Below are 12,371 nucleotides of genomic sequence, written 5' to 3' on the forward strand. Positions count from 1 at the left end.
TAAAATGAATGTTCTTTTGACTTCTCTAACAATTATTTAGTTAGTTTTAAAACCCGAAAATCATTAGATTTGTATCCATATTATTTTTAAATGAAATCGGAGATTCACGAATTCATTAATTAAAATAAAAATTAAATGATAAAAAATAAATTATTAGGATTTGGTATTATCAGTTTGTTGTTGATTGGTTGTAAAGCACCGGTCAATATTGCAAATATCCATACCGAAAAGAATATTTACATTACCAGTGATCTCACTGAAGATAAGGAAATGGCTGCTATCATCCAACCTTACAAGCACGAGTTGGAAGGTAAAATGAATACCAAAATTTCTCATACCAACACAGAGCTTAATAAGTCAGGCGATAACAGCAATCTCGGAAATCTTTTGGCAGATTATACTTTTGAAGGTGCTGACGAATGGGCAAAAAAGAATAATATTCCTGCAATAGATGCGGCAGTGATCAATATCGGAGGAATCAGAACCATTATTCCAAAAGGAGATATTGTGACCAAACAAATCTATGAAGTGATGCCTTTCGAAAATGAAATCGTCATCATCAAAATGAATGGAAAAGACGTGGAAGGTCTCTTTGATTATTACCTTAAAACTCAGAAAAATAATCCGGTTTCTCATCTTGTTATAGAGACAGACCAAAATTCTATTACCAGAAAATTGATCAACGGACAACCGGTTGATTATAACAAGACCTATTACATTGCGACTTCGGATTATCTGGCTACAGGTGGTGACAATATGTTTTTCTTCGGCAAAGGTGAGGTCATTCCTACAGGAATCAAAATGAGGGATTTGTTTCTAGAAAAATTCAGACAAAATCCGGAAATATCAGCACCAGACGATGTAAGATTGATTTTCAAAAACAAAAAAGTGCAGGAATAATGAAAAGAAAAGAGTTTCTAAAATATATTGGAGGCGGAAGCCTTGCTTTGACATTAGCACCTAATCTTTTGTTGGCAGAACAATTTGATATTCTGAAAAAAGAATCTGCCCACAAACTGACAATTCTGCACACCAATGATCAACACAGTAGGATAGAACCGTTTGATGCATCTTACACCAAGAATCCAAATCAAGGTGGATTTGCGAGAAGAGCTTCATTAATCAAAAAAATCAGGAGTGAAGAAAAAAATGTTTTGCTTTTGGATTCCGGCGATATTTTCCAGGGAACACCTTATTTTAATTTCTTTGGCGGTGAACTGGAATTTAAACTGATGAGCATGATGCAATATGATGCGTCAACAATGGGTAATCACGATTTTGATAATGGTCTGGAAGGTTTTCTGAAAGTTCTTCCGAATGCAAAATTTCCTTTCATTTGTTCCAATTACGATTTCAAAAATACAATTCTGGACGGAAAAACTGAACAATATAAAATTTTCAACAAAGACGGAATCAAAATCGGAATTTTCGGAGTTGGTATCGAGCTGAATGGCTTGGTTGGAAAGAAGAACTATGCTGAAACAATTTATCAGAATCCAATAGAAATTGCTCAGCACTATACTGACTTTCTGAGAAATGAGAAAAAATGTGATTTGGTAATTTGCTTGTCGCACATTGGTTTTGATTACCAGGACCAGCCTGAAAAAATGTCTGATAAACATTTGGCAGCAAAAACTTCTGGGATAGATTTGATTTTAGGAGGTCATACACATACTTTTTTGAAAGAACCATTGAGCTTCCAGAATAAGGATGGTAAAAATGTCATTGTCAATCAGGTAGGTTGGGCAGGGATTTTATTAGGAAGGTTAGATTTTTATTTTGATAAAAATAAGAATGTGAAAAATATTTCGTGGAATAATCAGTTAATAGATGAAAACATAATTGTTTAGAATGAATAAAATTTTATTAATTATATCAGTTTTTGGAGCACTGATTTTTCAAGCACAATCCAGCAAATGGACTGACCTGTTTTCTTATAACAATGTAAAGGTCATTAGGGAAGATGGTGACAGATTAATCGCTGCCACAGAAAACGGAATTTTTTATTATTATCCCGGAACTGGCGAAATCAAGAAACTGTCAAAAGCGAACGGACTTCATGAGGTTAAAATTTCTGCTTTTGATTACAATCCAGCTACACAAATGGGAATTGTCGGATACCAGAATGGATCTTTAGATGTTATTACGCCTAATGGGATATTTCTGGTTGTAGATATTCCTTTGGCAACAGGGTACAATGGAAGCAAAAAGATTAATCATATTTCAATTAATGGTGACAGAGCCATAATCTCAGCCGGTTATGGTGTCTCTATTTTTAATATTACGAAGAGAGAATTTGGTGATACGGCATTTTTTTCCACCGGAGCAGCTTACGATGCTGCTAATTCTGCGGTTTTAAAGGATAATACAGTATATGTAGCAACCAATGCAGGATTAAAGTATCACGAGATTAACGCAACATTCCCTGTTTACACCAGCTGGAACAATTTACAAGCTGGAGCATTTAAGAAAATAGATGCAGCTAATGTGATTGCTTATGCCAATGGTGCACAAGTCAGATATGGCTCAGGATCAAGTTTTTCAACTATTTCCAGGACATTTGCAGATATTCAAGATATAAAGGTGACAGATAATCAGATTGTAATAGCGGATCAAACTCAGGTGTATGTTTATGGGACCAATGGTGTTCAGCAGAAAAACTTCAATGCAGGTGAATTAATAAATACTGCTTTTGTCTATAATAATCAACTGTTCACAGGAACACAAATTTCCGGGATGTATAATGAACAGAAAAGTGTTTTGAAACCTGATGGGCCTTTCAATAATAGATCATATAGATTGTCAATGCTAAATGATCAAATTTGGATTGCTTCTGGAAACAGAGAGAAAGATCCTGTGGAAAATGAAAATAAAATAGGTTATTATTATTATGACGGAAGCAAGTGGATCTATCCGCAATATTTTCTGAATAATTCCACAATTCCGTTTAATATATTAGATATTATACCAGATCCTTCAAATCCTAATGAAATTTATTTTACGAATTTTTATGCGAATGGTTCAACGAAGGGCGTTTACAAAATGAGAAACAATGATTTTGTAAAGAGATATTTTTTCAATGATACCAGTTCGTATTGGTATAGACCAATAGGATTAGTTTTTGATGATCAGAATAATCTATTTAGTACAGTCCAGTCCACTTGTCCGTCATTTAGTGATCCATGTCCTATTTCTAGCTTTTACTTATTCAATAAGTCGAGTGATAATTTCGGATCACCATTAACCACATTCAATATCGGAGGTACACAGAAGCCTTTTACGAAAGATGGCATATTTTATATGCCAGCACCATATACTGGTGACGGCGGACTATTGATGTATGATTACAACAATACTGCAAATCAAACTTCAGATGATAAATTCAAAGTACTTAAAACAACTAATAATTTACCTATTAACGGAACAACATCTGTGACAGTAGATAAAAATGATGATGTTTGGATAGGAAATAATCAAGGAATAAGAATTCTTTCTAATCCAAAAGCAGCAATACTTGAGGATAATCCTCAAACAGATGCAATAATTATTGAACAAAATGGTTTGGCAGAAGAGCTTTTTAGAGATGCTAAAATCTTACAAATCGCCGTAGATTCCGGAAATCAAAAATGGATTTCCGTCGATGGTGGTGGTGTATTCTATCTTAATCCAGCAGGAGATAAGACTATATATCAGTTTACTAAGTCTAATTCATCATTACCAAATAATAGTGTTACTGATATTAAGATTGATGAAAAAACCGGTAAAGTTTACTTTGCGACAATTGATGGGGTAGTGGTTTATCAAGGAGATGTTTCTGAAGTTACATCGAACTTCGGTAATGTACTGGTGTATCCAAATCCTGTTGTTTATGCACAATATAAAGGTAATGTAAGAATACGTGGATTGGCGGCTAAAACTAATATCAGAATTACTGATGCAGCGGGTAATCTTGTACATTCTGCTGTAGCGAATGGAGGCTATTTCGAATGGAACCTCAATAACCAACGTGGCGTGAGAGTAGCTTCGGGAATCTATTATGTTTTGATGACCAACGAAGACGGAACGGATACAGCAACCGCAAAAATAGCTGTCGTAAATTAAGAAATGACCCAAGAAGTTTTTTTACTGTCTTATACAAAATATGGAGATCACGATGCTGTTCTCCATTGTTTTTGCAGGGAAAATGGCTTCGAAAGTTTTTTTGCTAAAGGAATTTACGCCCCAAAAAATAAGAAAAAAGCATTTCTTTTCCCTTTGAATGAATTACTGCTTTATACATCGGACAAAAAGAAAAATATCCGAAACATTTTGAAAATAGAACAAAAAAATACAGATATCTTCAGTGCAGATATTCGTAAAAATTCTATTCTTTTTTTTATTTCTGATTTGCTGAATCAAGTTTTGAGGAATGAAAATCAAAACCAAAATATTTATTCCGAGATTTCTCTTTTTTTGGATCAGTTACAGATGGAAAATTTCCAATCTCATCTGATATTTATTTTCAGATTGTTGAAACAACAGGGTTTGCAGCCATTATTCTCTGATAAAACTTATTTGAACCCCGAGTCAGGAAACTTCGAAGAAACTGAATCTCATCATTTTTTTGATAAGGATATCTCTGCCATTTGGAAAGAACTGATTGTATCTCAAGATCCCTATGGTATCAAATTGAATCGATTAGGAAAACAAAACTTTCTCGATTCTATATTAGTTTATTTTCACTATCATTTTACTGATTTCCGAGAACCAAAATCTTTAGAAATCATCAAAGAAATTTTTTAAAATTATGATTATTAAAGCTGAACCAAATGATATTTCTATTATTCAAGATTTAGCAAAAAAATCTTGGAGTTTTGCTTATGCTGATATTTTGGAACAAGATCAGATAGACTATATGCTGAATATGATGTATTCCGAAGAAACCCTGAAAAAACATTTCGAAAATCCTCATTATCAATATTATTTGATCCAGGAGGAAAATCAATTCTTAGGATTTGTTGGATTTGAGTTTCATCATGAACCGCAAACTACAAAACTTCACAGGATTTACTTTTTGAAAGAAGCACAAGGGAAAGGCCTGGGGAAAAAAGCGTTGAATTTTGTCAGTAATGAAGCTGAAAAAATGGGCGATAAAAGAGTTAGCTTAACAGTTAATAAAAATAATTCAGCTCGAAAATTCTATGAATCCCAGGGCTTTCAAATTTATGATGAAGCCATATTTGACATCGGAAACGGATATGTGATGGATGATTATCTGATGGAATTCTTATTAAAATAAATTAGAAAAATAGTTTTTAAAAGCATTTGTGAATTCGCAGATGCTTTTTTGCGATTGCAATGAACCGTTTTTTAATATTGAATTGTCAACTTATCATTAACAATTATAAAAAAGAACAGTTCTTATCGATCTCTCATTTTCTATCTCACATTTCCTCAGTTTAAAATTTGTACTGACGCTTAATGAATTAATAAAATCTTTAATTCTGGATTAATGCGTTTCTCAAATTGACATTGTTTTTATATTAATTGTTGTTGAAGATTAACTGAATTAATCCTTAAGCATTATTAATACACAGATAATGATTCATTAAAGTATTATCGCCCGTATAATTTTAGATTTGTTCCAGAACGAAATCAGTAACGCCTGATAGTAATTTTTCTTCATATACTATTTTTTAAATTTAGAAAGCCAGCTATTTATAGCTGGCTTTTTTTTGTGAATTTTAAAATATTATGTTAAATATTAATTTAATTGACATTTAAAATGCATTTTGTTCTTTTAAAGTGTAACGAATGTTAGAAAAATTACTTAGCTTTGTTACAACACAAATATGAAAAAAATGAAAAATTCCAACGGCATATTATTGCCCACTATCTTCCTTAATAGTAAGTTCTATTCTCTTACAAACTATTACTATTCTGACAACTGTAGCTAATTGACATGCAGAAGTTATGCTATTGGTGCTTTCAGGTATTTATACGTGGAAAGTGAGTTCCGTATTAAAAAAACACACAAAAATGAAAAAATTAGTATACATCTTTTTTATATTTTCTGCATTTTCAAAATTATTGTCCCAGGCCACAGTTCCAATACCTTGTGCGGCTGGAAAAGCATACGTTGTCATGCAGAACATTACCGGGGTCAACGGTATTTCTGGTTTTTATTCAATCGATGCCAGCAGCGGTGCCGTAAGTTTAATTAAAAATCCCATTATTCCGTCATCAACCGGCATTACCGGAAGAAGGATAAATTGTATTGGCTATAACAAATTAGATGGCTACATCTATGGCTACAGAACAAACTCTAATCAGATTATCAGGATCGACGCCAATGGTAATTATGATCTGATTACCGTAACTGGGCTAAGTGCAGGAACCGTGGGACCTGCTACAGCGGGGGATGTTTTTAATAACGAATTATATATTTTCAGGAACTCCAATGCACAGATCTATAAAATCAACCTTGCTACATTAGCCGTAACTGTAATTACTTTTACAACACCTAGTCTGATTACAGATTTTCAGATTAATGATTTTGCGTTTGCAGCAGATGGTAACATCTATGGAATCACACAGATAGGCAGTGCAAGGAAAGTTTTTAAAATCAATTTAACAACCAATGCGCTACAATTTTTGGGAGATGCTATAGGCACTCAGATCAATTCTGAAGCGGATAATTCTTGGGGGACAGCTTTTATTGATTCTGCGGATAATCTCTACGTTGGAAATAATGGAAGCAGGAATGCATATAAATTTCAGTATAATCCTGTTACGGCGAGTTACAGTATGAATGCATCCTTATTTACAACAGCCAGTGATGCGGGTCAAGTCCTGGCAGATGGTGCAAGTTGTGCGCTTACACTGCCACCAAACCCTAAAGATGATACGGGCTGTATTGCTGATCCGACACTTTCACAGAATATAACGATCAATGTTTTAAATAATGATGTGCCTGGAACAAGAGCGATTAATCCTGCCAGTGTAAGACTCATCAATCCATCAACGATGACTCCGGCTACTTCAGTTACAATTCCCGGACAAGGAACTTTTACTGTTAATACAACAACTGGTGTTGTTACATTTTCTTCGTTAACGACTTTTACGCAACCAGTAACCATCCAATACACTGTAGCCGATACTGCTGGGGATGTCTCTGCGCCATCGACAATTACAGTGTCAATTTGTTATTGTACGAAAACACCAGCTACGGGTACGCCCAATGCATATACCCCGGTTGGGATAACATTACAGCAGAAACAGGATAGCTGGCCGCAAAATATTCCTAATGGTTTTATAGCGCTGGAATCAAAACAAAAAGGATTTGTTATTACAAGAGTAAATCACGTGAGTACAACGCCTCAAACAACAGATTCTATTACAGATCCGAAGGAAGGGATGATTGTTTACGATATCCAGGACAAATGTGTGAAACTGTTCAATGGAACCCGATGGAAATGTATCAATAGAAGTTGTAACCAATGATAATAAAAAACAAATGAAGAAAATAATTTATAATATAATGTTCTGCGCAATAGCAGGTATTGTAAATGCGCAAGTCTCTATAGGTGGTAAGCTCAATGTAGATGGTGCATCAACTCTTTTGGATTTTAATAGTATAAGCAGCAATACCAATGGTATTATACTACCTGCTGTAGATGATACTGCTAATGCTCTTAATTCTGTGACATCTGACAATAATGGTACTTTTCTTTTTGATAAAAGTAATAACAGAGTAAGGATGTATGAGAATAGTACTTGGGTTAATCTAAGTGATCAAGGAGTTTCGAGTTCTATTGTTCCAAATGCATCGGATGAGTCCAATTCCAATTCTGGCGTTATTGTAGGTGCTGAAACCAGTAATGCTAAAGGAGTTTTCATTTTAGAGGCATCTGACAAAGCTATGATATTACCAAAAATCGCAAATCCACATTTAACTGTAAAAAGTCCCTATCCGGGAATGTTATGTTATGATACTGTTGGACGGGCGATTGCTGTTTTTGATGGGAATGTCTGGAGCTATTGGAAATAGATTGGAAAGATGCTAACTAATCTGCGACCACTTATTCTTCCCTTTATATTGCCTGATGTAATATTGTTTCATCACCTGATTATCGGGATGATTGAGAAGCGAATCTTTTTCCAGGATTTTTTCAACAGCTAATTTTGAAGCTTTGATAATTGCCGAATCTTCTATCAGACTCAATTTTTTGAAATCTACAACACCACTTTGTTGGGTTCCGAGAATATCACCAGGACCACGCAATTCCATATCAACTTCCGAGATTTTGAAACCATCATTGGTCTGAACCATAGTTTTGATTCTCGTCCGGCTTTCTTTGCTGAGTTTATCATCTGTCATCAGAATACAATAACTCTGTTCTGTGCCTCTTCCAACGCGTCCTCTCAACTGATGAAGCTGTGATAATCCGAACCTCTCGGCACTTTCAATCACCATTACAGAAGCATTCGGAACATTGACACCAACTTCTATTACAGTTGTTGCAACCATAATCTGGGCATTTCCAGAAGCGAAAAATTGCATATTAATATCTTTCTCGGCAGGTTTCATTCTACCGTGAACCATCGTCACATTGTAACTTTTGAAAAAATTCATAACCTGGTCCAGACCTTCCATCAGGTTTTTGTAATCCAATGTTTCCGATTCTTCGATGAGCGGATATACAAAGTAGATTTGACGACCTTTCTCTATCTCTTCCCGACAGAAATTGTAAACCGAAAGTCTATCCTTTTCTCGTCTGTGAGCGGTAATAATTGATTTTCTGCCCACAGGCATTTCGTCAATAACAGAAACGTCCAGATCCGAATAAAAACTCATCGCCAACGTCCTCGGAATTGGCGTCGCAGTCATTACCAAAATATGAGGCGGAATATTATTTTTTGCCCAAAGTTTCGCACGTTGAGCTACTCCAAATCTATGTTGTTCATCAATAATGGCCAAACCAAGATTCTGGAATTTTACTTTATCTTCCAAAATGGCGTGTGTTCCAATCAGGATGGAAAGTTGTCCGTTTTCTAATTCTTCGTGGATGATTTTTCTTTCCGAAGTTTTGGATGAGCCGGTCAAAAGTCTGACATTGATATCCGTATTTTGCAATAATTCTTGTATTGAATTGAAATGCTGCTGCGCCAAGATTTCCGTCGGAGCCATCAGACAAGATTGAAAACCGTTATCCATCGCTATTAGCATAGTTAATAATGCGACCATCGTTTTCCCTGAACCAACATCGCCTTGCAAAAGACGATTCATTTGAGTTGAACGTTTCATATCGGTTCGGATTTCTTTCAGAACACGTTTTTGCGCATTGGTTAATTCAAAAGGAAGATTATTCTCGTAGAAGTGAGTGAAATGATAACCAACAATTGGAAACGGATTTCCGAAAGATTTTGTTTTCTGATGCAGTTTTTTCAGTCCATAGCCTAATTGGAAGAAAAATGCTTCCTCGAATTTCAATCGTCTGTCAGCTGCTTCAAAATGTTTGAAATCTTTTGGAAAATGAATGTTGTAATAGGAATTCAGCCTCCCCATTAATTTCATCGATTTTAAAAGATAATCGGGTAAATTCTCTGAAGTCAGTTGAGGCAGATCTTTTAAAATGTTGAAGATAACATTCTGAAAAAACTTATTATTAATGCCTCGCTTATTCAGTTTTTCGCTTCCAGGATAAATTGGTAAAAGCGTACCTGACAACGCTTTTTTTTCATCGGCCTCAATCTCCGGATGTGGCATAGAAAAATTACCATTGAAGAAGTTGATTTTTCCGAAAATAAAAATTTCTTTATTCAATGGAATAGAGTCTTTCATCCAATTGGTGTATCGGAACCAAACCAAATCCATCGTACCAGTCTCGTCTCTGAATTTCGCTGACAAACGTTTCCCTTTTTCGTAAACAACTTCTTGGATATCTGTGATTTTTCCTCTCAACTGGATATCCGCATCTGGCTCTTTTGTCAAATTACCAACTTTGTAAATCTTACTTTTATCGATATATCGAATCGGGTAGAAGGTCAGCAAATCTTCCACAGTCGAGATTCCCAACACGTTTTTGATGAGTTTTGCGCGTTCGGTTCCGATATTTTTGAGAAATTCTATGGAAGTTTCTAAAGTCAAACAAGAAAAATTTGTTCCGACGAATTTCGGGAAAATTAAAGTAAACCACAAAAGTCACAAAAGAAAAACGCAAAATTTGTCATCCCGGAAAAGAATGTGGCATTAATTTTCTTTTGGATTTAAATTAATCCTTAATCTTCGACCTGAACTTTTTCTGGTAGCCTTCCCATTCTTTTCGGGTCTTGATGGTCTTATACTCATTGGAAGCAATCATAGAGAAATACGGTTCCACTTCTTTGGCTTTCAGTGCGCCGGAAAGGCTTGTAATCGGGTCTGTTTTTTCATCTAGAAAAACCATTGTCGGAATCATATTGATGTTCATATATTTGGAAAACTGATGAAGCCCGCTTTTTGATTTTTTGCCTTTATAATCAGGGTTTGTGAATGTATGTCCGGCAAAACTAACCGTCTCATTGCCATCACTTTCAAACTTAACAGCATAGAATTTTTCATTGATAATCTTCGCTATCTCCGGATGATTGAAAGTGAATTTATCCATCTCTTTGCAAGGTGCACACCAATCGGCATAGAAGTCAATCAGGATTTTCTTTGGCTCTTTTTTCTGAGCAGCCAAAGCCTGCGTCATCGTCATCCAGCGGACTTGAGCAACCCCTGAAACTTGTATCAGAAATAAGGTTAATAATAATATTTTTTTCATCTGTGTTTTTAGTATGCTGTTCTATTTAGTTTTCTATTTTCATAGACGTTTCAATGATTCAGTTTACTTTACACCTTGCATTAGTTTTTTTACAAAAGGTGAAATCAAAATTAATATTACTCCGGCAATTAGAGCGTATAATCCCAATTGTTTATATCCATCGGTATAAGTGATGAGCGCATCATAGTTGTTGGCGCCGGCTTTTACCTTTGCCATTCCTGCACCTATTTGTCCCGCAACATATTGTCCATAAGCAGAGGCAAGAAACCACATTCCCATCATCATTCCCTGTAATTTTTCTGTAGACAGTTTTGTCATAATAGACAGCCCGATTGGTGATAAACATAGTTCTCCGAAAGTGATCACTAATAATGCAATGGTAAAAATATTAAGCGAGGTGATCCCTTGCAGATTAGCGAAAAATTTGGTTCCGAAAAGAATATAATAACCTAGTCCCAGGAATATAAAGCCTAATCCGAATTTATTAATAGTATTCGGTTCCAGTTTCTTTTTATTTAACCAGATCCAAAGTAATCCAACCAGAGGTGCCAGAAAAATGATAAAGAAAGCACCACCAGAATTGTTAACGCCATTTGGATCCAATCCGAAAAGGTCTTTGTTGAGGTTTTTCGCTGCGAAAATACTTAATGAACCGCCGCTCTGTTCGTAGATTCCCCAGAATAAAATGGAGAAAATAATGAAAATCAACGCTGCCCAAAGTTTTTTGCGTTCGGCTGAGTTCACTTTTGTCATCTCGTAAAAAAGATAGAGCAGTGTCAATGGTCCGACCGTCCACATAAAATAATCCGTGTATTGCGGAACGGAAACCATTATCATAATCAACGGAATGAAAACTAATGATAAAATGTAAACGCCATATTCTTTCCATTTGTCCAGTGGAGAAAATGTACCGTCATCATTCAGCTTTTGAGGCTGAAGTCCAATTGGTCCAAGACTTCTTTGTGTAAAAATGAAATTAATCAGACTAACGACCATAACAATAGCCGCTAATCCAAAAGCTATATTCCATCTTTTGTACTCCGGAATCAGATCCGAAAGCATTTCGCCCTTTCCAATAGCAATACAAAGATAGCCTCCCAATAGCGCTCCAAGGTTGATTCCTGCATAGAACAGGGAAAATCCCGCATCTGTTCTGCTGTCGTTAGGCTTATATAGTTTTCCAACCATTGTGGAGATATTCGGTTTGAAAAATCCTGTTCCCACAACAGTGAATGAAATTCCTAAAAAGAAATAATCGTGAGGATTGGCCGCAAGAATAAGGCTTCCGATAATCATCAGAATTCCGCCCCAAAATAAAGATTTTCTGAATCCAAGAATCTTATCGGCAAACAAACCGCCTATAAATGTAAATGCATAAACAAATGCCTGCGTTGCGCCATATTGAAGGTTAGCCTGTTCATCGCCAAATTTTAATTGGGAAATCATAAAGAAAACGAGCATTCCCCGCATTCCATAAAAGCAAAAACGCTCCCACATTTCTGAGAAAAATAAAGACCAAATCTGTTTAGGGTATTTGCCTTTGAAATTCTGAATTTCTTCGAGGGTAAGATTCATAATAAGTTT

Annotated in this window: 10 protein-coding genes; 7 read left to right on the top strand and 3 right to left on the bottom strand. The window is 35.4% G+C overall.

What is annotated here, in order from left to right; all coding sequences use genetic code 11:
* Positions 1–135 precede the first annotated feature (135 nt).
* The 7 genes from BXY58_RS10885 (at position 136) to BXY58_RS10915 (ending at position 8,029) form a co-directional block, all read left to right on the top strand.
* Positions 136–900, top strand: coding sequence for a 5'-nucleotidase C-terminal domain-containing protein (locus BXY58_RS10885; protein ID WP_120213889.1), 765 nt, complete (start codon positions 136–138; stop codon positions 898–900).
* Complete coding sequence (locus BXY58_RS10890) at positions 900–1,850, top strand: bifunctional metallophosphatase/5'-nucleotidase (RefSeq protein ID WP_120213890.1); 951 nt, start codon at positions 900–902, stop codon at positions 1,848–1,850. The genes BXY58_RS10885 and BXY58_RS10890 overlap by 1 nt, the downstream gene beginning before the upstream one ends.
* A 1-nt stretch (position 1,851) precedes the next feature.
* Complete coding sequence (gene porZ / locus BXY58_RS10895) at positions 1,852–4,101, top strand: type IX secretion system anionic LPS delivery protein PorZ (RefSeq protein ID WP_120213891.1); 2,250 nt, start codon at positions 1,852–1,854, stop codon at positions 4,099–4,101.
* Between the two features lie 3 nt (positions 4,102–4,104).
* A complete protein-coding gene (gene recO, locus BXY58_RS10900) occupies positions 4,105–4,782 on the top strand; it encodes a DNA repair protein RecO (protein WP_120213892.1) in 678 nt (225 codons plus the stop codon).
* Positions 4,783–4,786: 4 nt separating this feature from the next.
* Entirely contained in the window at positions 4,787–5,278 is a 492-nt protein-coding gene (locus tag BXY58_RS10905; protein WP_308659109.1) for a GNAT family N-acetyltransferase, read from the top strand.
* 740 nt (positions 5,279–6,018) lie between these two features.
* A complete protein-coding gene (locus tag BXY58_RS10910; RefSeq protein ID WP_147366838.1) occupies positions 6,019–7,482 on the top strand; it encodes a DUF6923 family protein in 1,464 nt (487 codons plus the stop codon).
* A 13-nt stretch (positions 7,483–7,495) separates the two neighbouring features.
* Positions 7,496–8,029, top strand: a complete 534-nt coding sequence (locus tag BXY58_RS10915; protein ID WP_120214004.1) for a hypothetical protein — start codon at positions 7,496–7,498, stop codon at positions 8,027–8,029.
* Positions 8,030–8,041: 12 nt separating this feature from the next.
* Here the strand turns inward: BXY58_RS10915 and recG are convergent, their stop codons facing one another.
* The 3 genes from recG to BXY58_RS10930 form a co-directional block, all read right to left on the bottom strand.
* Complete coding sequence (gene recG / locus BXY58_RS10920; protein ID WP_120214005.1) at positions 8,042–10,129, bottom strand: ATP-dependent DNA helicase RecG; 2,088 nt, start codon at positions 10,127–10,129, stop codon at positions 8,042–8,044.
* Positions 10,130–10,253: 124 nt separating this feature from the next.
* The gene (locus BXY58_RS10925; RefSeq protein ID WP_120213895.1) at positions 10,254–10,787 is read right to left on the bottom strand and encodes a thioredoxin family protein; all 534 of its coding nucleotides are present in this window, start codon (positions 10,785–10,787) and stop codon (positions 10,254–10,256) included.
* Positions 10,788–10,850: 63 nt separating this feature from the next.
* On the bottom strand, positions 10,851–12,362 hold the full coding sequence (locus tag BXY58_RS10930) for a peptide MFS transporter (protein WP_120213896.1): 1,512 nt from the start codon (positions 12,360–12,362) through the stop codon (positions 10,851–10,853).
* Between the last annotated feature and the right edge of the window lie 9 nt (positions 12,363–12,371).

The organism is Epilithonimonas arachidiradicis (assembly GCF_003610695.1).
Classification (GTDB): Bacteria; Bacteroidota; Bacteroidia; order Flavobacteriales; family Weeksellaceae; genus Epilithonimonas; species Epilithonimonas arachidiradicis.